Origin of the sequence: Nocardia sp. NBC_01503 (assembly GCF_036327755.1) — a bacterium.
Classification (GTDB): domain Bacteria; phylum Actinomycetota; class Actinomycetes; order Mycobacteriales; family Mycobacteriaceae; genus Nocardia.
This window is the reverse complement of sequence record NZ_CP109596.1, coordinates 3,312,423-3,336,002: the sequence shown is the minus strand read 5'-3', so window position 1 is coordinate 3,336,002 and position 23,580 is coordinate 3,312,423. Positions and strand designations below refer to the sequence as shown.

Genomic DNA, 23,580 nt, shown 5'->3' with positions numbered 1-23,580 from the left:
GGACGGCCTGCTCCATGGCCATTACGTCGAGGCGGCCGGTCAGTCGGAGTACCACCGGCAGGTTGTAGCTGCTGGGGCGCTCCTGCTCGCTCTCCAGGCGGTTCAGGAACCACAGGCGCTGCTGGGCGGAGGAGAGCGGGACGCGGTCGGTGCGGGGCTGCGGGACCAGGGCGGGACGCACGGTGGCGGCGGCCAATTCGCCGACGGCGGCGGCGAAGCCCTCGACGGTGCCCGCGTCGAACAGGGTGCGGACCGGAATACGCACGCCCAGTTCGGCTCCGGTGCGGGCGGTGACCTGGGTGGCGTAGAGGGAGCTGCCACCGAGGGCGAAGAAGTCGTCGTCCAGGCCGATGTGCTCCAGGCCGAGCACCTCGGCGAAGACGCGGGCGACCAGGCGCTGGGCGGCATCGACGGGGGCGCGGAAACGCTTGGCGGCCAGTGTCGGAACGGGCAGGGCGCCGCGATCGAGCTTGCCGCTGGTGCCGAGCGGGAACTCGGCGAGTTCGACGATCACGGTGGGCACCATGTACGCGGGGACCAGCTTGGTGAGGCGCTCACGCAGCGCGTCGGTGTCGAGATCGGTTCCGGGCGTGCGGATTACGTACCCGGCGAGGAAGTCGCCGGTGTCACCGGGGATGACCCGGACCGCGGCCTGCGCGACCTCGGGGGCGGTGAGCAGGGCGGTCTCGATCTCGGCGAGTTCGATGCGCTGGCCGCGGAACTTGACCTGGAAGTCGATGCGGCCCAGGTAGACCAGCTCACCCTCCGGGGTCCACTTCACCAGGTCGCCGGTGCGGTACATGCGCTCGCCGCCGAGGCCGAAGGGGTTGGCCACGAAGCGATCCGAGGTGAGGTCGACACGGCGGTGGTAGCCGCGCGCCAGCTGCACGCCCGCCAGGTAGAGCTCACCGGGTACGCCGATGGGGGCGGGGCGCAGGCGCGAATCCAGCACGTAGACCTGGGTGTTCCACTCCGGCTCGCCCATGGGGACGGCCTGGGTCTCCTCGCCGACTTCGCGGAAGGTGACGGTGACCGCGGCCTCGGTGGGTCCGTACAGGTTGTGCAGACCGGCATCGCAGACCGCGCGGAAGGCAGTGACCGTCTCCGGCGGGAACGCCTCACCGGCGACGAAAACCTCACGCAGCGAATCGAGTTCACCGGGCTCGGCGTGGGTGGCGAAGACCGCCAGCATGGAGGGGACGAAGTCGGTGAGCGTAACCCTGTGCTCGGCGACGGTTTCCGCGAGATACCGGGCATCGCGGTGGCCGTCGGGGGCGGCCAGCACCATGGTGGCCCCGGCGCGCAGCGGCAGGAAGTAGCCCCATAGCGAGACATCGAAGGTGGAGACGGTCTTCTGCAGGTAGACGTCCTTGCGGCCGATACGGTATTCGGCCTGCATCCACGCCATCTGATTGGCGATGGCGCGGTGGCTCACGGCGACGCCCTTGGGCTTGCCGGTGGAGCCGGAGGTGAACAGGACGTAGGCCGGATGCTCCGGGTGCAGGGTGGCGCGGCGGTCACGGTCGGTGACGCGACCGGGATCGAAGCCCTCCAGATCCAGTTCGTCGACGCGGTGCAGCGGGAGGTCGATGCCCGCGGGCAGGGCGAAACCGTCACCGGCGGTGGTCAATACGAGCTGCGGTTGGGCGGTGTCGAGAATATGGCCGATGCGCTCGATCGGGTGCGAAGGGTCGATGGGCACGTACGCGCCACCGGCGCGCAGCACGGCGTACATGGCGACAATGAGCTCCACCGAGCGCGCCATGGCGAGTACGACCAGGGATTCGGGGCCGACACCGGAGTCGATGAGCAGGCGGGCCAGTCGATTGGCGCGCTCGTCGAGTTCGGCGTAGCTGAGTTCGGTCTCGCCGAAGACCAGGGCGCGCGCCGCGGGGGTGCGCTGCGCCTGGGCGTCGAAACCGGCGTGCAGGAACAGATCCGGGACCTTGTGACCGGTGGCGTTCCAGGAGTCCACCACGTAGTCGAGCTCACCCATATCGAGGAGTTCGATATCGCCGACCGGGCGTTCGGGAGCGGCGGTGGCGGCGGTCAACAGGCGGGTGAATTTGGCGGCGAACTCGGTGATCGTGGGTTCGTCGAAGAGTTCTGTGGCGTAATTGAATTCGGCGCGATAGCCGTCGCCCTGCGCGGCGACGGTCAGCTGCAGGTCGAATTTGGCGAAGCCGGAGTCGAATTCGACCAGCTCGGCTTCGAGGCCGGGGAGTTCGGGGGTTTCCGCGCCGAGGTTCTGCAGCACCAGCGCCACCTGGAAGAGCGGGTGGCGATTGCGCGCGCGAGCGGGGTTGAGCACCTCCACCAGGCGTTCGAACGGCACATCGCGGTGCGCGAAGGCGCGCAGATCACGTTCGCGCGCAACCGAAACCAGGTCGGTGAAGGAGAGCTCACCGCGTACCTCGGTGCGCAGCACCAGGGTGTTGACGAACATGCCGACCAGATCGTCCAGCGCGCGTTCACCACGACCGGCCACGGCGGTGCCGATGGCGATATCGGTGGTGCCGGACAGGCGCGCCAGCAGGGCGGCCAGCGCCGCGTGCAGCACCATGAACGGGGTCGCCCGGCTCTGCGCGGCAATGTGGTCGATGGCGGTGCGCAGCTCGGCATCGATATCGAAACCGACTGTCGCGCCCCGGTATCCGCTCACCGCGGGGCGGGGGCGATCGGCGGGCAGATCCAACTGCGCGGGGAGTTCGGCGAGCTCCCGGGTCCAGAACGAGAGCTGGCGGGCGGCAAGCGATTCCGGATCGGCGTCGTCACCCAGCAGTCGCTGCTGCCACAGGGCGTAGTCGGCGTACTGCACATCCAGCGGAGCCCAGCCGGGCCACTCCCCCGCACGGCGCGCGGTGTACGCCTCGACCAGATCGCGGACCAGCGGGGCCATGGAGACGCCGTCGGCGGCGATATGGTGCACGACCAGCACCAGGGTGTGATCGGCGGGATCGACCCGGAACAGGCGCAGCCGCAGCGGAATCTGCGCGGAGACATCGAATCCGCGCCGGGCCTGCGCCTCGATGGCCGAGCGCAGCAGCGCGTCGGTGGTGTCGACCGGGGTCAGCTCGTCCGCGATCGGATGGCCCGCGGCGATCTGCCCGAGTGGGGCGGAGTGCACGAGCTGGATCGGACCGGCGGGGGTCTGCGGGTAGGAGGTGCGCAGCACCTCGTGGCGGGCGATCAGATCGGTGACCGCCGCGGTGAGGGCGGCCGCGTCCAGCTCACCCCGCAGGCGCAGGGCGACGATCACATTGTCGACCGCCGCCGCGTCGAATCCATCCGCGGCCGTGTCTGATTCGGTGTGCGCGAGGCGGTTCAGGAACCACATGCGCTGCTGTGCGGGCGAGAGCGGAACCAGGGCGGGCCGCTCCCCCGCCGACAGCACGGGGCGGTCGGCGTCGAACTCGGCCGGGCCGATCAGCGCCGCATCCGAATCCACCTGTGCGGTCGGATCATCGGCGAGCAGCGCCAGGGCCGCCACGGTGGGGCGGTCGAAGAAGTCGCGCACATCGAAGGTGATGCGCAGCGCCTCGGAGACCCGGGCGATGGCGCGGGTGGCGATGAGCGAATTACCGCCGAGGGCGAAGAAATCGTCGTCCGCGCCGATCCGATCGGTACCGAGCAGATCGGCGAAGATGGCCGCGACGGCCAGTTCGGCAGTGGTCTCCGGGGCGCGGAATTCCACCGCGCTATCGGTGAATTCGGGTTCGGGCAGCGCGCGCCGGTCCAGCTTGCCGTTCGGGTTGAGCGGGAACTCCGGCAGCACCACCAGCAGGGCGGGCACCATGTACTCCGGCAGTCGCTCGCGGGCCGCCGCCAGCACCTCGACCGTATCCAGCGAGTCGGCCGCGGGCACCACATAGCCGACCAGGTGATCACCGGTGGCGTTGCGGTGCAGTACGACCGCCGCCTGCGCGACCTTGTCATGGCTGAGCAGGGCGGCCTCGACCTCGCCCAGTTCGATGCGCAGACCGCGCAGCTTCACCTGGAAGTCACTGCGGCCCAGGTACTCCAGCTCGTCCGGCCCGCCGTCCACCTGCTGCCAGCGCACCAGGTCACCGGTGCGGTACATGCGATCGCCCGGCGCACCCTCGGGATTGGCGACGAAGCGTTCCGAGGTGAGCCCGGCACGCGCCACATAGCCCCGCGCCAATTGCACTCCGGCCAGGTACAACTCGCCGACCACACCGGCCGGGACCGGGCGCAGATTGTCATCCAGGACCAGCAGATCGGTGTCATCGGCGGCCGCGCCGATCGGCACCTGCACGATATCGGCGGCGGTCACCTCGTGGGCGGTCACGTCGACGGCCGCCTCGGTGGGGCCGTACAGATTGTGCAGCGTGGCTCCGCTGACATCGCGGAAATCGGCGGCGGTGGCGGCGGGCAGGGCCTCGCCGGAGGCGAAAACCGCACGCAGCGAATCGGATACGCCGTCACGGGCGGCCTCGGCGACGAAGACCGAGAGCATGGAGGGCACGAAGTGCGCGATGCTGATGCCGTAGTCGGCGATGGTGCGCAGCAGATACGCGGGATCGCGGTGACCATCGGGTTCGGCGATCACCAGGCGTGCGCCGACCTGCAGCGGCCAGAAGAACTCCCACACCGACACATCGAAGGTGAACGGGGTCTTCTGCAGTACCGCGTCGGCGCCGTGCATCCGGTACATGCGCTGGCGCCAGCGCAGATTCGCCACGATCGCGCGATGCGAGACCGCGACGCCCTTCGGCCGTCCGGTGGAGCCGGAGGTGAAGATGACGTAGGCGATATTGTCCGCCATCGGCTGCGGCACATCGAGCTCGGAGACCGGTGAATCGTCGGCGGCGGCCGCGGTGCGCTCGAATTCGTCGATCCGCAGCACCGGGACGGCGGTCTCGAACTGCGGCTCATCGGCCGAAGTAGTCAGTACGACAGCGGGATTCGCCACCGCGAGCACGTACGATAGTCGCTCCGCCGGATGATCCGGATCCAGCGGCACATACGCGCCACCGGCCTTCACGATGGCGTACATGCCGACCAGCAGCTCGAAGGAGCGCCGAACGGCCAAGCCCACCAGTACATCCGGGCCGACACCCAGATCGAGCAGGTGCCGGGCCAATACATTGGCGCGGGCATCGAATTCGGCGTAGGTCAGGCTCTCCCCGCCGAACTGCAGCGCCACCGCGTCGGGGGTGCGGCGCACCTGGTCCTCGAAGAGGGTGCCCAGGGTTTCGACCGGGGCCAGGTGCGGGGTGAGCACGGCGGCCGCGGCCTCGATGGCATCGTTCAGGAGGTCCTCGAGGACGGTGGTGAGCGCGCCCTCCTCGCCCTCCATGAGCGCGGGCAATTGACCCGAGATGACCACCTGTACCAGGGCCTCGGGCTCGAGTGCGCCGCCCATGGCCTCGGCCAGCGCACCCAGCTCGGCGGCGAGTGCGCCGTAGCCGACGGTGACATCCCCGTGCCGGACCGCAATGCGCTCCGGCTCCAGGGCCGCCACCGTTTCGATCAGATTGGGCAGGTCCGCGGCCCCATAGGCGCTACGCAGCGCCGCATGGTTACCGAACCGATTGAGGGCGACCGACTCCACACGAGACATCAGAGGTCTCCTTCTGACTGAACCAGCGCCTGCGCCGCGCCCGAGAGCGTGTGCAGGACTTGGGACAGGCCACCCGCACCGAGGGCGGCCAGGATGCCGGGCACCAGACCGGCGAGCGCGACATTCACCAGGGCCTCCGGCTTCGCCGCGGCACCCATGGCCCGGGCGACGGTGGCGATCTTGGCGGCGAGGTCGCGGTAGGTGACGTTGTGCGCGCCATGCGTGACGGCCACAGCGTCGGGAGCCAGCTCGGCGGCGGCTGCGATAAGCGCCGGGAGCTCGGCCGCGGGCACCTCGGCGGGTGTCCGCTCCGCCCCTTCCGGACGCGCGGACGCGCCCGGAGCCGGGGTGGACGCCGGACCGGAGTTGCCGCTGCGGGGCCGCTCCGAATCCGTACGAATATCGATGGCGCGCACCGCGACCGCCGGATCGGCGGCAATGGCGTCGAGTACGCACCGCAGCCGCTCCGCCAGCAGGCGAATCGTGGCCGCTTCGAAAATGTCTGTCGCGTAAGCGAATTGCATACGCAATCCGGTGACGCGACCCTGCGGGTCGTACTGCTCCAGCGCGGTCAGCTGGAGATCGAACTTGGCCTCGGTCAGGCGCGGTTCGAGCACCTCGACCTCGAGACCCGGAAGGGTCACCGTGCCGGTATTCATGTTCTGGAAGGTGAACATGACCTGGAACAGCGGGGTGTACGCGGTGGACCGGGCCCGGCCGGAGGCGGACAGCACCGCCTCCACCACGCGCTCGAACGGGATATCGGCCTGGGCGAGTGCGGCCAGATCGCGATCGCGAACCTGACGCAGCAGCTCGTGGAACGGGGCCCGCGCGTCCACCTCGGCGCGCAGCACCACGGTATTGACGAACATGCCGATCAGGTCGTCCAGGGCCCGCTCACCGCGACCGGCGACGGGCGCGCCGATGGCGATATCGCTCAGACCCGACAGCTTGGACAGCAGCACCGCGAAAGCGCTGTGCAGGACACCGAAGAGGGTGGCATTGTGCTCGCGGGCGACCGCGGTCAGCCGCTCGGTGAGATCTGCTTCGATCTCGAACTCGATTGTGTCACCGCGCATTTCGCGACGGGCCGGGCGCGGACGGTCGGTGGGCAGCGGCAGCTGCTCCGGCAGTCCGGCCAGTTCGCTGCGCCAGAAGCCGAGCTGGGTGTTGAGCAGGCTGTCCGGATCAGCCTCAGCGCCGAGAACGGTGCGCTGCCAGGCGCTGTAGTCGCCGTACTGGATGGCCAGCGGCGTCCACTCCGGAGCGGAGCCCGCGAGTCGACTCGTGTACGCCCGCACCAGATCCCGTGCCATCGGCGCGACCGAGTAGCCGTCCGTGCTGATGTGGTGCATGACCACGACCAGCACATGCTCGGCCGCGGAGACCTCCAGCAGGGCCACGCGCACCGGCGGTGCGACAGTGACATCGAAACCTGCGGAGACGATTTCGGCGATTCGATCGTCGAGATCGGCGCCGTTCGGCGCCATCGGCGTGAGATCGAAGCGCACCTCGTCCGCGGGGAGCACCTGCTGTACCGCCTCGCCATCCACCTCGGGGTAGCGGGTGCGCAGGATCTCGTGGCGCTGCACCAGATCCCGCAGTGCGGCGGCCAGAGCAGCCTGATCCAGGGCTCCGACGCGCGGGTCGACGGAGCGAAGGCGAATCGCGGCGGGCACGTTGTACGCACCCGACCCCGGGGTCAGACGGTTGACCACCCACATGCGCTGCTGCGAAAGCGACAGCGGTGCGGGCGTTTCCGTGGTCCGGCGCACCAGCGCGGGCCGGACATCGGACGGATCGATCGCCGCGAGCCGCTCGGCCAGGGCCAGCACGGTCGGGGCCTCGAACACCGCCGCCACCGGAACACGCACACCCAGATCCGCGCCGAGGCGAGCCGCGAGACGCGTCGCCATCAGCGAATTACCGCCCAGGGCGAAGAAATCCGCGTCCAGGCCGACGGTTTCGGTGTCGATGTCGATGACCTCCGCGAAGGCCGCGGCGATCAGGTGCTCGACGCGCGAGACCGGCGCGCGGTACACGGCGGCGGCGAAGGCGGGCTCGGGCAGGCGGGCCCGATCGACCTTGCCATTGGCATTGAGCGGCAGGGCCTCCAGCACCACCAGCGCGGCGGGGACCATGTACTGCGGCAACTCCGCGGCGAGCGCGGTGCGCAGCGCGGCGGCCGTCTCCTCGTGGCGGGCGGGATCGGCGCCCGGCACGGCCGCGTACGCGACCAGCCTGGACCCATTGCCATCGGCGCGGGCCACCGCCACCGCGGCGGTGACACCGTCCCGGCGGCGCAGCGCCGTCTCGACCTCACCGAGTTCGATCCGGAAGCCACCGATCTTCACCTGGAAATCGGCGCGATCGACATACTCCAGGCTGCCGTCCGCACGGCGGCGCACGATATCGCCGGTGCGGTACAGGCGGCCCGCGCCGAACGGGTTGGCGATGAAGCGATCCGCGGTCAGCGCGGGGCGACCGTGGTAGCCGCGCGCCAACTGCGCACCCGAGAGATACAGCTCGCCGGGTACGCCGATCAGCACCGGCTGCAGACGCGCGTCCAGTACATAGGCACCGCTGTTCCAGGCGGGGGTGCCGATGGAGATCGCCTGCTCGGAGCGCTCGGTCACCTCGCACGCGGTGATCGATACCGCGGCCTCGGTCGGGCCGTACAGGTTGAACAGGCGGGCCTTGCCCGGATTGTCCAGGAACTCCGTCGCGGTGGCGGCGGGCAGGGCCTCACCGATGGCCAGCACCGCGCGCACCGAGGCGGGCAGCGCACCGGAGGTGAGCAGCATGCCGAGCAGGGACGGAACCGGATGCAGCACGGTGACGGCGTGCGTCTCCATGAGGGCGCGTAGACGGTCCGGATCGCGCTCGTCGCCGGGGGCGGTGACGACCAGGCTGCCGCCGGTGGTGAGCAGGGACCAGAACTCCCAGACCGAGAGGTCGAAGGTCGCGGGGGTCTTCAGCAGGGCGCGATCGTTCGCGTCCAGCTCGAAAGTGGTCTGCAGCCACTGCAATTGGTTGGCGATGGCGGCGTGCGGGACGGCCACACCCTTGGGCTTGCCGGTCGAGCCGGAGGTGAAGATCAGGTAGGCGGGGTTGTGCGGACGCAGGGGGCGTACCCGCTCACCGTCTCGGATCGGCGCGGCGGGGTAGGCGGACAGATCGAGCTCGTCGATCCGCAGCATGCTGATGGCGTTGCTGTGGATCCCGGCCGAAAGCGCGCCGGGATGACGGCGGGAATCATCGCCGGTGGTAGTGAGAATGACTGCCGGAGCGGCGGTTTCGATGATATAGGCGATGCGGTCGGCCGGGTGATCCGGATCGATCGGCACGTAGGCAGCACCGGACTTGACCACCGCGTACATGGCGATGACCAGGTCGATGGAGCGGCGGATGGCCAGGACGACCGTCTGCTCCGGGCCGACACCGTCGGCGATCAGGCGACGGGCCAGGCGGTTCACCCGGGCATCGAATTCGGCGTAGCCGAGGGAGATCTCGCCATCTGCGCTCAGCAGGGCGACGGCCTCGGGAGTGGCCGCGACCTGGCTGTCGACCAGATCGACCAGGGTGACCGGGGCGAGGGCACGTTCGGTCGCATTCCACTCGGTGAGCACCTGCTCGCGCAGGTCCCGGCCGAGCAGATCGATCGCACCGACGGTCGTATCCGGCTCGGCGGCAACGGTTTCCAGCATGCGGCGCAGCGCCGCGGCGAATCGGAGCGCGGTGTCCTCGGTGAAGAGATCCGTGGCGTAACCGAGGGTCAGCGCCATACCGGCCGGCGCACCGGCCGGGCCGTAGTGATCGACCGCGAACAGGTGCAGATCGAACTGGGCGATCTCATTGTCGAAGTCGACCTCCGAAACCGTCAGACCGGGCAGCTCCAGGGCGGCCCGCTCATGGTTCTGGAAGGAGAAGCCGACCTGGAACAGCGGATGCCGGGCGGTGGAGCGGGCCGGATTGAGCACCTCCACCAGGCGTTCGAACGGCACATCGGCGTGTGCGAAGGCCGCGATATCGGCGGTGCGCACCCGGCCCAGCAGGTCCGAGAACGGCTCCGCCGCATCGATTTCGGTGCGCAACACCAGGGTGTTCACGAACATGCCGATGATGTCGTCCAGCGCCGCCTCGCCACGACCGGCGATAGGGGTGCCGACGGTGATATCGGCGGCACCGGACAGGCGGCCCAGCAGGGCCGCGAAGGCCGCGTGCACGACCATGAACAGGGTCGCGCCGTGGCCGCGACCGACCCGGATGAGACGGGCGTGCAGTTCGGCATCCACCGGAAGCTCGACCCGCTTACCGCGCAGGCTCTGCCGGGCCGGGCGCGGGAAATCGGTGGGCAGATCCAGCTGATCGGGCAGACCGGTCAGGGCCGTACGCCAGAACGAGAGCTGCTGTGCCGCCACCGATTCGGCATCCGCTTCGGAGCCGAGCAGGGCACGCTGCCAGAGCGCGTAATCGGCGTACTGCGCGACCATGGGCGACCACGCCGGAGCCGCACCCGCGAGATGCGCACCGTAGGCGAGCATGAGATCGCGAACGAACGGCACCAGCGAGGAGCCGTCGGCCGAAATATGGTGCAGCGCACCGACGAATACGTACTCGCCGGGGCCCGCATCGGTGATGCGGAACAGTCGCAGTCGAACCGGGACCTCGGTGGTGACATCGAAGCCCGCACCGGTCAGCGCCAGAATGCGCTGCGGCAGTTCGGCTTCGGTGCAGTCGATCGGCAGCAGCGGCTGCGCGGCCCGATCGGCGGGCAACACCACCTGTACCGGACCGGAAGCCGTCTCCGGGTAGATGGTCCGCAGCGTCTCGTGCCGCTCGACGACCTCGGCCACCGCCGCGCGCAGGGCGGTCACATCCAGGTCGCCGGAGAGCCGCAGCGCCAAGGGGATGGTGTACGCGGTCGAGCTGCCGTCGAAGCGGTTCAGGAACCACATGCGCTGCTGCGCGGGCGAGAGCGGCAACTGCTCGGGGCGAGCACCCGCGACCAGGGCCGGGCGCGAACCCGACGGCGCGACCTCGACCCGTGCGGCCAGTTGACCGACCGCTGACGCCTCGAACAGCGCCCGCACGCCCACATTCGTGTCCAGTGCGGTACCGATCCGGGCGACCGCCTTGGCGGCCAGCAGCGAACTGCCGCCCAGCTCGAAGAAGTCGTCATCCACACCGATGCGCTCGGCACCGAGCAGATCGGCGAAGATACCGGCGACAATCTGCTCGACCGGAGTCGAGGGCGCCCGGAACACCTTGGCCTCGAACACCGGCGCGGGCAGCGCGCGACGATCCAGCTTGCCGGAGGCGTTGAGCGGGAAGGCATCCAGCACCACGAACGCGGCCGGAACCATATACCCGGGCAATGCCGCGGACAGACCGGCCCGAACCTCGTCGATCTCCACCGACTCGGCGGCCGGAACGAGGTAGGCGACGAGCTGATCGCCGAGCAGCTCATCGGCGCGCACCACGACCACGGCCCGGTCGACCGAATCCATGGCGATGAGCGCGGACTCGATCTCACCGAGCTCGATCCGCAGACCGCGCAGCTTCACCTGGAAGTCGGTGCGGCCCAGGTATTCGACCTCACCGTCGGCGTTCCACTTCACCAGATCGCCGGTGCGGTACAGCCGCGCACCGGTCGTGGCGAAGGGGTTCGCCACGAATCGATCCGCGGACAGGTCGGGGCGGCCGAGATACCCGCGCGCCAGCTGGTCACCGGCGAGGTACAGCTCACCCGCGACACCCGGCGCGACCGGATTCAGCCGGGCATCCAGGACGTAGGCGCGGGTGTTCCACACCGGGCGGCCGATCGGCACCGAGAGGGTGTCGGCGTCCACGACCTCGTGATAGGTGACATCGACGGCGGCTTCGGTCGGACCGTAGAGGTTGTGCAGCCGTGCGCCGGTCAGCTCGCGCAACCGTTGCGCTGTCGCGGCGGGCAGCGCCTCACCGGAGGCGAACACCTGCCGCAGGGCAGTGCATCGCGCGGCCTCGGACTCCGCGACGAAGACCGAGAGCATGGACGGCACGAAATGCGCTGTCGTAATGCCCTCTTCGGCGATGACCTGCGCCAGATACACCGGATCACGATGACCATCCGGCTTGGCGACCACCAGACGCGCACCGGTCTGCAAGGGCCAGAAGAACTCCCACACCGACACATCGAACGTCGCCGGAGTCTTCTGCAACACAGCGTCACTCGCATCGATCGGGTACTCGTGCTGCATCCACAACAGACGATTCACGATCGCGCCGTGCTCCACCGCGACACCCTTGGGGCGACCGGTGGAACCGGAGGTGAAGATGACATACGCGGTGTGATCGGGCCGGATCGACTGTCCACGTTCGGAATCGGTGATCGGCGCGGCCGAACAGCCCTCGAGGTCGAGGGTATCGACCTCGAGCACCGGCGTATTGCCACCGGTGGTGAACGCATCGCGGGCCGTGGTCAGGATTGCCGCCGGGCGAGCGGTGTCCAGCACGTAGTCGATGCGGTCGGCGGGCTGATCGGGGTCCAGGGGCACGTACGCGCCACCGGCCTCCAGTACCGCGTACATGGCGACGACGAGATCCACGGATCGGCGAATCGCCAGGGCGACAGTCGATTCCGCGCCGATACCCTGTGCGATCAGGTGTCGTGCCGTGCGGTGCACCCGCCCGGCGAACTCCGCGTAGGACAGGCTCGCGCCCTCGAAGACGAGGGCGATCGCCTCGGGAGTCGCCCGCACCTGCGCCTCGAAGAGCGAGACCAGGTTCGCCGCAGCGCCTTCCGGAAGTTCGGCGGTGAGATCGCGGGCGGTGGCATTCCATTCGGTGAGCACCCGGCGGCGCTCATCGGCGCGCAGCAGGTCGATATCGCCGACCGCGATCAGGTGGTCGGAGGCGACCGTCGCCAGCACCTGTTCGAAGCGGCGGGCCAGCAGGGCAATGCTGTCCGCATCGAAAAGGTCGGTGGCGTAGGTGATCTCGATCTCCAGGCCGCCGGTGCGACCCTCCGGGCCGAAGGATTCGGTGACGGTGAACTGCAGATCGAATTTGGCGATACCCGCCTCGATCTGTGCGGGCAGGACCCGCAGACCCGGCAACTCCAGGGCGGGCAGCGGGAAGTTCTGGAAGGTCAGCGCCACCTGGAACAGCGGGTGGCGGTTCTGGGCGCGGGCGGGGGCGAGCACCTCCACCAGGCGTTCGAACGGGATATCGGTGTGCGAGAGGGCTTCGATATCGCCCGCGCGCACCTGTGCCAGCAGGGTCTCGAACGCCGCGCGCGGATCGACCTCGGTGCGCAGCACCAGGGTGTTGACGAACATGCCGACCAGACCGTCCAGGGCCTGCTCACCACGTCCGGCCACCGGTGTGCCGATGGCGATATCGGTGCTCCCCGACAGCCGGGACAGCAGAATCGCCAGCGCCGCGTGCACGGTGCTGAACATCGTGGTGTCCAACTTCTGTGCGAGAGCGGCGAGTTCGCCGTGCAGATGGGCGTCGACGGTGAAGTGATGCGCGCCGCCACGCTGGGTCGACACCGCCGGGCGCGGGCGATCGGCGGGCAGGTCCAGCTGTTCGGGCAGACCGGCGAGCCGGTGCTGCCAGTAGGACAACTGACGGGCCGCCTCGGAGTTCGGATCGGTATCCGAACCGAGCACCTCGGCCTGCCAGAGCGCGTAATCCGCGTACTGCACCGGCAGCGGCTGCCAGGCCGGAGCCCGACCGGTGTGGCGCGCGGTGTACGCGGCCATCAGATCCAGGGCCAGCGGACCGAGCGAGTAGCCGTCGGCGCTGATGTGATGCAGTACCAGGGCCAGCACGTGTTCGGTGCCCGAGAGCCGGAAAAGCGCTGTGCGCAGCGGAGTCTCGCCGGTCAGATCGAAGCCGTAGGTGGCGGCGGCGACCAGTCGCGCATCAAGTTCGGATTCGTCGATCTGCTCGGCGACCACCGCCGGAACACTCTGTGCGGCGGTCAGAATCACCTGCTCCGGACCGTCCACGCCGTCCGGGTAGATGGTGCGCAGGGTCTCGTGCCGCTGCACCAGATCGGCGAGCGCACCGGCCAGCGCGACCACATCGAGCGCCCCGGAGAAGCGGATGACCAGCGGAATATTGTCCGCGGCCGCCCCCGGACCGGAGGTCTCCTCGGCGGCCCAGTACCGGTTGAGGAACCACATGCGCTGCTGGGCCAGGGCCAGCGGCAATCGCTCCGGTCGCATGCGCGGCAGCAGCGCCTTGCGCGCGCCCGCGCCGGAGAGTTCGTGCGCGTACTCGGCAAGCGCTGCCACACTGCGGGTTTCGAACAGCACGCGCACCGGGATCTCACAATCCAGCGCCGCGCCGATACGGGCGACCGCACGGGCCGCCAACAGCGAACTGCCACCGAGCGCGAAGAAATCGTCATCCACGCCGACCCGGTCGATACCGAGCAGTTCGGCGAAGACATTCGCCACCGCGATCTCGGCGGGCGTACCGGGCTCACGGTAGGCCGCGGCCTCGAAGGTCGGGGCGGGCAGCGCGGCGCGATCCAGCTTTCCGTTGACGGTCAACGGAATTCGATCGATGACGACGATGGCGGTGGGCACCATATGCTCGGGCAGCCGCCGGGCGACCCCCTGGCGCAGCAGCGCGGTGTCGACGCTCGTATCGGCGACCACGTAACCGACAATGCGGTCCTCGGCGACGATATCGTCGTGGCGGACCACCACGGCCGCCTCCCGTACGCCCCGCTCATCCAGGAGTGCGGCCTCGATCTCACCGAGCTCCACTCGGAAGCCGCGCAGGTTCACCTGCTGATCGGCGCGACCCAGGTACTCGAGCTCACCGGTCGCGGTCCAGCGCGCCAGATCGCCGGTGCGGTAGGCGACCGTACCGGCGGGACCGTACGGGTCCGCGACGAAGCGGCTCGCCGAGAGCGCCGGACGCGACAGGTAGCCGCGCGCCAACTGCCCGCCCGAGACGTAGATTTCACCGGGGACACCGGCGGGCACCGGCCGCAGCCGCGAATCCAGTACGCGCACAACCAGACCCGGCAGCGCACCGCCGATCACACTCGCCGAACCGGTGGTCGGGGTGATCGGCCGGTACGACACGTGCACCGTGGTCTCGGTGATGCCGTACATATTGACCAGCGCCGGGGACTGCGGATGCCGGGCGAACCAGTCGCGCAGCCGCTGCGGCTCCAGGGCCTCGCCGCCGAAGATGACACAGCGCAGCGCGAGATCGTCTTCGGCGTGCGCCAGATCGGCGGCGATCAGCTGATAGAAGGCCGATGGGGTCTGATTCAGGACCGTAACCCGTTCGGCGGCGAGCAATTCCCGGAACTGCTGCGGCGACCGCGAGGTGAAGTAGTCGACCACCACCACGCTGCCGCCCGACAGCAGCGGCCCCCAGAGCTCCCAGACCGAGAAGTCGAAGGCGTACGAGTGGAACATGGTCCACACATCGGACGGTCCGAAGGCGAAGTGGCGCTGGGTATTGTCCAGCAGCCGAACCACATTCAGGTGCGGGATGAGCACGCCCTTGGGACGGCCGGTCGAGCCCGAGGTGTAGATGACATAGGCGGTATGGGCCGGATCGAGGGTGCCGCGCCGGTCGGCGTCGGTCACCGGGGTATCGGCGTAACCGGTCAGATCGATGGCGTCCAGATCGAGCACCGGGCCACCGAACCAGCCCGCGGGCAGATTCGCGGCTGCGCTGGTGAGCGCGCAGACCGGGCGGGCGTCATCCAGGACGTACTCGATACGGTCCGCCGGGTAGTTCGGGTCGATGGGCAGATAACCGCCACCGGACTTCAGCACCGCGAGCAGGGCGACCACCAGGTCGGCGGTGCGCGGAAGCGCAACGGCCACCAGGGATTCCGGGCCGACACCGGCGGCGATGAGCCGCCGGGCCAGGCGGTTGGAGCGGGCGTCGAGCTCGCCGTAGGTGAGGGTGAGGTCACCGGAGCGGACCGCCGGCGCCAGCGGATCGATCAGCGCGGCGGCGGCGAAACGTGCTGCCAGCGTGTCGGATTCGGAGCCGTCAACACCGGTGGCCGGCCAGTCGTACAGCACCCGCTGGCGCTCATCGGCATCGAGCACCTCGATATCACCGACCGGCAGCGCGGCATCACTCGCCACGGCGGTGACCACGCGAGCGAAGCGGCGAGCCAGCGCCTCGATAGCCTCGGCGTCGAAAAGATCGGTGGCATAGGTGAATACAGCTGCCAGACCGCCGTCGGCGCTCTCTCCGATCGAGAGCTGCAGGTCGAATTTCGCGGTGTGCGTATCGATATCGAGGCGCGAGACCTCGAGCCCCTCCAGCTCCAGGGCCGCGCCCGCGGTGTTCTGGAAGTCCAGCACCACCTGGAACAGCGGGTGCAGACCCGGTGTGCGCACCGGATTCAGCGCCTCCACCAGGCGCTCGAACGGGACATCGGCATTGGCGAAGGCGCGCAGATCCGCATCCCGCACGGCGGTAACGAGATCGGTGAAGGAACCCCGCGGCGCGACCTCGGTGCGCAGTGCGAGCGTATTGACGAACATGCCGACCAGACCGTCCAGCGCGGCCTCACCGCGCCCGGCGACCGGGGTACCGATCGCCACATCCGACTGCCCGGAGAGCTTGGCCAGCAGTGCGGCGAAGGCGGCGTGCACCACCATGAACAGCGAGGCATTGGACCGCTCGGCAATCGCCCGGAGCCGCTCGTGCAGACCGGCATCCAGTGCGAACTCATACCGCGCGCCACGCCCGGAGGCGGTGGCCGGACGCGGCCGATCCAACGGCAGCGACAGCTCCGGAGCCAGCCCGGAGAGCTCGTTACGCCAGAACGAGATCTGCTGCGACAGCAGCGAATCCGGCTCCTCGGCGGCGCCGAGCAGCTCGCGCTGCCACAGCGCGTAGTCGGCGTACTGCACCGGCAGTGCGGCCCACCGCGGCGCCGCCCCACGCAGGCGCGCGGAGTACGCGGCCATCACATCGAAGGTCAGCGGCGCGACGGACCAGCCGTCGGCGGCGATGTGATGTACCGAGAACACCAGCAGGTGCTCGGTGTCGTCGACCCGAAGCAGATTGAGCCGCAACGGCACCTCGGCGTCCACCGCGAACGGTGTACCGGCCAGGGCGCGAATGCGCGCGTCCAGCTCGGCCGCGGTGATCTCCTCGGTGATCAACCCGACCGCGGCCGCGGCGACCGGAAGCACCTGCTGCCGGCCGATACCGTCGGTCGCGGGGTAGATGGTGCGCAGGGTCTCATGGCGTTCGATCACATCACCGAGCGCCGCCGCCAGGGCGTCGCGATCCAGTGGACCGGAGAGCCGGATGGCCGCGACCAGATTGTCCGCCACCGATTCGGTGTCGAAGCGGTTCAGGAACCACATGCGCTGCTGCGCGTAGGAGAGCGGCACCTGCGCGGGCCGCTCCCCCGCCACCAGCGGTGGACGCCCGCCGGTACCGGCGAATTCACCCAGGGCAGCCGCCAATTCGGCGACGGTGCGGGCATCGAAGATCAGCCGCACCGGGACCCGGGCATCCAGGGCCGCGCCCAGCCGGGCCGTCAGCCGAGTGGCGATGAGCGAATTACCGCCCAGCTCGAAGAAGTCGTCGTCCGCGCCGATCGGGGTGCCGGAGCCGAGCACCTCGGTGAAGGCGGCGGCCACCAGGCGCTCGGCCGAGGTGCTGAGCGCACGGAACTCGCGGGCGGCGAACTCCGGTGCGGGCAGGGCGCGATGATTCAGCTTGCCGTTCGGGGTCATCGGCAATTCGGCGATCACCGTGAACGCGGCGGGCACCATATGCGGAGCCAGACGGCCCTGCAGGCTCGCCCGCACCACCTCGGTGCGCACGCCCGCGGCGGGATCGGCCGGAACCAGGTAGGCGGCCAGCTGATCGCCGCGCACCGCATCGCCGTGCACGATCACCACGGCCTGGCGGACCTGCTCGTGCGCGGCCAGCGCGGACTCGATCTCGCCGAGTTCGATGCGGTAGCCACGCACCTTCACCTGTGAGTCGTTGCGGCCCACATAGATCACCGAACCGTCGGCGGCCCAGCGCACCAGATCACCGGTGCGGTACATGCGCTCGCCCGGAGCCCACGGGCAGGCCACGAAGCGATTCGCGGTCAGCTCGGGGCGGCCGTGGTAGCCGCGCGCCAGCTGCGGTCCGGCGACATACAGCTCACCCGTCGCGCCCACCGGGACCGGCTGCAGCGCACCGTCGAGGACCCATTCGCGCACACCGCGAATCGGGCGGCCCACGTGGACGGGCTCACCCGCGCGCAGCGGCTGCGACATATTCACGATGACCGTGGTCTCGGTCGGGCCGTAGGCGTCGACAATGGTCCGCCCGGCCTCGACCCAGCGGCGCACCAGCTCCGCCGGAACGGCCTCGCCGCCGACCGCCACCGACTGCACATCCGGCAGCTCCGCCGGATCCAGCGAGGCGGCGGCGGACGGTGTCATGGCCAGATGCGTAACCCGCTGTGCGCGGGCGAAATCCGAGAGCTCCTGACCGACGGTCGCACCTGCCGGCGCGATGACAAGGGTGGCACCGGAATTGACAGCCAGCAACAATTCAGCGACCGAAATGTCGAAGGACGGCGAGGCAACGCTCAGCACCCGCGCGCCCGGATGACCGAAGTAGTGCGCGGTCTGCTCGGCCGCCAGGCTCACCAGCGACTCATGCGTGACGAGCACGCCCTTGGGCAGACCGGTGGAACCGGAGGTGTAGATGGCGTACGCGATGTGCTGTGCGTGCAGCGGGCGCACCCGATCGGCGTCGGTGATCTGATCATCCGCGAAAGCCGCGCAGGCACTGCGGAATTCGGGATCATCCAGCAGCAGCCAGGGCAGCGGTCCGGGGAGTGCGGCGCGGGCCGCGGCCGTGGTCAGGCCCAGCACCGCGCGCGAATCGGTCACCATATGGGTGATCCGGTCCACGGGATAGGCGGGGTCCACCGGCAGCCAGCCCGCACCGGACTTGATCACGGCCCAGACGGCGGTGACCTGTTCGATCGAGCGGGGTACGCCAATGGCGACCAGATCATCAGGACCGATGCCGCGATCGATCAGCAAACGAGCCAAACGCGAAGAGGCGGCATCGAGTTCGGCATAGGTGACCGCGCGGCGCTCATCGCAGATGGCGATATCGTCCGGATCCGCCTCGGCGGCCTCGGCCAGCACATCGGGCAGCAGACCCGTGGCGGTGGCCGGACCACCGGAACGGGTGGTGAGGTTGGCGTACTCGCGCGGGGAGAGCAGCGGGAGATCGGCGACCACGGTCGCGGGGGCGGCGGTGACGGCATCGAGCAGGCGCAGGAAGCGCGCGGCGAGCACGGAGATGGAGGCGGAATCGAAGAGGTCCGTGGCGAAAGCGAACTCCGCCTGGATCCCCGCCGGTGCCGGACCTTCCCCGGGACCGGCACCGGCGAAGCTTTCGGTGACCGCGATCGATAGGTCGAACTTGGCCACTCCGGTGTCCAGCGTACCCGCCGTGGCAAGCAATCCGGGCAGTTCGACGCCGACATTCCCTACACCGGTGAAAGACAGCGTCACCTGGAAGACCGGATGGCGCGCTTGGGAGCGGGCCGGATTCAGCGTCTCGACCAGCTGCTCGAACGGCACATCGGCGTGCGCGAAGGCGGCGAGATCGGATTCCCGTACGGCACTCAGCAATTCGGCGAAGGTGGCGCGCGTGTCGATCTGGGTGCGCAGCGGGAGGGTGCCGACGAACATACCGATCAGTTCGTCGAGATCGCGTTCACCGCGTCCGCCGACCGGTGTGCCGATGACAATGTCATCGCCCCCGGACAGGCGGGCGAGCAGTACCGCGAGCACCGCGTGCAGGAGCATGAAGGCCGAAACCCCATGTTCCTGAGCGGTTTCCAGCAGCCGAGAGTGCAGACCGGCCGGTATTTCCAGCTGGTGGGTTCCGCCGAGGCCACTCGCCACCGCCGGACGCGGACGATCCGACGGGAGGTCGAGCTGCTCCGGCGCACCGGCGAGCGTGCGCGTCCAGTACTCGAGCTGCTGGGCCAGCAGGGAGTTGGGATCGGTTGCGGCACCGAGCCGCTCGCGCTGCCACAGCGCGTAATCCGCGTACTGCAGCGGCAGCGGGGTCCAGCCGGGCGCATGTCCGGCGAGCCGAGCCGTGTACGCGGCCACCAGATCCCGCGCCAGCACGGGCAAGGAGAGACCGTCCGCCGCGATGTGATGCAGCACCACGGACAATGCGAAGTCGGCTTCACCCGAGTTATCCGAGTTGTCGCTGTTATCCGCATTGTCGGTGTCTTGAATATCGAAAAGCCGGGCCCGGAACGGGATCTCGGTCTCGAGATCGAAGCCGCGCGAGGCGAACGCGCGCAGCTCGGCATCCAGATCCGCGGCGGCGATCGGCTCGGCGGCGGCGACGAGATCGGTACCCGCGATGAGCCTGAGCTCGGCGGCGTCGAATTCGGCGACCGCCGCATCGGTCAGCAGCTGATCCGCGAGCGACTCCAACGCGGCCCGCGGCGACAGCGCGGCCGCCGGAAGCACCCGCTGGCACGGACCATCGGCCGTCTGCGGGAAGACGGTGCGCAGCACCTCGTGCCGCCCCACCAGATCCGCGATCGCCGCACGCATGGCGGCCACATCCAGATCACCGCGCAGGCGCAGGACGAACGGCATGTTGTAGTCGGCGCTGCCGGTGGCGAATCGGTTCAGGAACCAGATGCGCTGCTGCGCGGGCGAGAGCGGGAGTACCTCGGGGCGCTCACGCACCGCCAATTCCGGTACCGCCGTGCCGAACTCGGCATCTTCATCGAGGAACTGCCGCTCGATCAGCTCCGCCACCGCGGCCACCGTCGGCGCGCCGAACAGCTCGCGCACTCCGATCCGGCAACCCAGATCACCGCTGATCCGCGCCGCCACCCGGGTGGCGATCAGGCTGTTGCCGCCGAGCGCGAAGAAATCGTCATCCAGTCCGAGACCGTCGCGCTCGAGCACCTCACCGAAGACCCGGGCCACCGACTGCTCCACCACCGAAACCGGGGCGCGGTAGACGGTGACGGTCGGCTCCGGCGCGGGCAGCGCCCGGCGATCCAACTTGCCGGAGGCATTGAGCGGCAACGCGTCCAGCACCACGTAGGCCGACGGGACCATATAGGAGGGCAGCGTGGCGGCCGCGGCCACGCGCGAACTCGCCACATCCACCGCAGCCGATCCACGAGCGGGAACCAGGTAGGCGACGAGCTGCTCGTCACGAACCACGACCACCGCCTGGTGCACGTAATCCTGTGCGGTGAGCACGGTTTCGATCTCGCCGAGTTCGATGCGCAGGCCGCGCAGCTTGACCTGGAAATCGGTGCGCTCGAGGTAGACGAGCTCACCCTGGGCCGTCCAGCGCACCAGATCGCCGGTCCGATACATCAATTCGCCCGCATCGCTGAGCCCGTCCGGCCCGGCGAACGGGTCGGCGACAAAGCGCTCCGCGGTCAGGCCCGGTCGCGCCACATAGCCCCGGGCGAGCTGAACCCCCGACAGATACAGCTCACCCGGGGTCCCCACGGGGACCGGCCGTAGACGTGAATCAAGCACGTACAGCCGGGTATTGGATACGGGCGCACCGATCGGCACCACCTCGGTATCCAAGTCGGTGACCTCATGGAAGGTGACGTCGACCGCCGCCTCCGTGGGGCCGTAGAGATTGTGCAGGCGCGCACCGGTCAACGCGCGCAACCGCTGCGCCGTCGCGGCGGGCAGCGCCTCACCGGAGGCGAAGACCATGCGCAGCCGCATCTCCCGCGCCGAGGCCGCGACCAGCTCACCGAGGAAGACCGCCAGCATGGCGGGGACGAAATGCGCGACCGTAACCCGCTCACGGACAATGGTTTCCGCCAGATAGCCGGGATCGCGGTGCCCGTCCGGGGTGGCGACCACCAGGGTCGCTCCGATCTGCAAGGGCCAGAAGAACTCCCACACCGACACATCGAAGGTGGCCGGGGTCTTCTGCAGCACCACATCATCGGAGTTCAGGCCGTACTCGGACTGCATCCACGCCAGCCGATTCACGATGCCGCGATGCGTGACCGCCACACCCTTGGGCAGACCGGTCGAACCCGAGGTGAAGATGACGTAGGCCGTGTTCGAAGGCCGCAGCGGCGCAAGCAGTTCCGTGGAGCGCAGGGGCGCGCCGGACCAGCTGTCCAGCACCAGCTCATCCAGGACGAGCACCGGCGCCTCGAACCCGACGGCCGGTCGATCGGCAGCGCTGGTCAGCACCACCGCCGGGCGCGCGGTCGCCACGATATGCGCGGTGCGATCGGCCGGATGATCCGGATCCAACGGTACATACGCCGCACCCGCCGCCTGCACGGCGTACAGCGCCGTCACCAGCTCCGGCGAGCGGCGCAGATGCAGCGCCACCATGGTCTCCGGGCCGACGCCCAGGGAAATGAGATGCCGGGCAAGACGATTCACGCGCGCGGACAGCTCGGCATAGGTCAGCTGGACCGCCGGTTCCCCGGCATACCGCAGCGCCACCGCGCCCGGAGTCCGCGCGGCCTGCGCCGCGAACAGCGAGACCAGCGTCGACTCCGCCGCCACCGGCGGTTCGAAGTCCGCCGGGTCGCGGGCGGTGTCATTCCAAATCCGCAGGCTCACTTCGCGTTCCAGCTCGGTGATGACCGGGACCGCGCCGAGCGGTGTCGCCGGATCCAGCTCCAGCAGCCGCTCCAGGAAGCCGGTGAAGCGGGCGTGATGCCGAGCCAGATCGTCACTGCCGTACAGGTTCGGATTGGCCTCCAGCTCCAGATGCACCTGATCGCTGTCGGCGTAGTACACCTGCAGGCTCAGGTCCTCGACCGGACCGGTGGTGAGCACGTTGTACCGCGCGGTCGCCGCCGCCAGTGGCAGCGCCAGATCGAAGAGCATGAAATTGGCGAGCGGGCCGAACAGCGCGCGCCGGGTCTGCTGACCCTCACGATCGGCATCGCGGCGAATGTCCTCGTGCCGATACCGCTGATGGCGCAGCGCGTTCGACAGTTCCAGGCGGGTCCCGGCCAGCACATCGTCCCAGGTGGCGTCGTCACCGACGGCCAGGCGCAGCGGCACGATATTGGAGAGCATGCCCGCCGAACGCCGGGTGTACTCATCGATGCGCGCGGTCACCGGCAGGCTGAGCACCACTTCGCGCTGATCGGTGAGGCGGGCCAGGTAGGCGCCGAAGGCCGCCAGCAGCACCACGGCGGTCTTCGAATCGCGTTCCCGGGCAACCTGATTGATGCGGTCCAGCACCCGCTGCGGCAGCTGCCGGCCGAAGCGCAGATTGGCGGGGGCGGCCGGGGCGGTACGGCGATCCAGGGTGGTGGCCTCCAGGCCGTGCACCCGATCCGCCCAGTACCGGCGATCGGCCTCGAACTCCGCGCTCGCCCGGTAGCGCTGCTCGGATTCGACCAGCACCGTCATCTCACCGGGATCGATCGTCGCCGGGGTACCACCGGTAACCAGCGTGTTGTAGCGCTCGGCGATGCGCATGGTGATGGTGAGCGCGCCGTAACCGTCCAACAGGATGTGATGGCAGCGCAGGTAGAAGAAGTACCGCTGTTCGCCGACGTGCAGCACCGCACCGGCGAAGAGCCGATCGTGCAGCAGATCCACTGGGGCGGAGAAGTCGGCGTGCATCCATTCCCGGGCCGCGGCCTCCGGATCGGCGTTCTCACGCAGGTCCAGGTACGGAACCGCCACGGGCAGAGTGGGATCCACGATCTGCCGGGGCTGTCCGTCGACCTCGATCAGGCGCACCACCACGGCCTGGAATTCGCGAATCGCGTCACCGCTGGCGCGCTCCACTGCGGCGGCGTCGAGATCGCCGTGCACATCGAGATACTGCGCGACATTGATCGGCACATCCGGATCGAGCAGCTGGGCGTACCAGAGTCCGAGCTGACCGGGGGTGAGTTCGAAGGCCTCCGGCGTGGGCGCACTGCCCACCGCCCGATCGCTGCCCGGTCCGAAACCACCCAACTCCGTACCCTGCAC

At 69.3% G+C, this 23,580-nt stretch carries 2 protein-coding genes (1 of these 2 cut by a window edge); both read right to left on the bottom strand.

What is annotated here, in order from left to right; genetic code table 11:
• Positions 1 to 5,584: the start of a non-ribosomal peptide synthase/polyketide synthase gene (locus OHB26_RS15070; RefSeq protein WP_330184785.1), read on the bottom strand. 22,982 nt of this gene lie to the left of the window's left edge; 5,584 of the gene's 28,566 nt are visible here — the first part of the coding sequence; it begins with the start codon at positions 5,582 to 5,584; its stop codon lies beyond the left edge, outside the window.
• Positions 5,584 to 23,580, bottom strand: a complete 17,997-nt coding sequence (locus tag OHB26_RS15065) for a non-ribosomal peptide synthase/polyketide synthase (protein WP_330184784.1) — start codon at positions 23,578 to 23,580, stop codon at positions 5,584 to 5,586. The genes OHB26_RS15070 and OHB26_RS15065 overlap by 1 nt, the downstream gene beginning before the upstream one ends.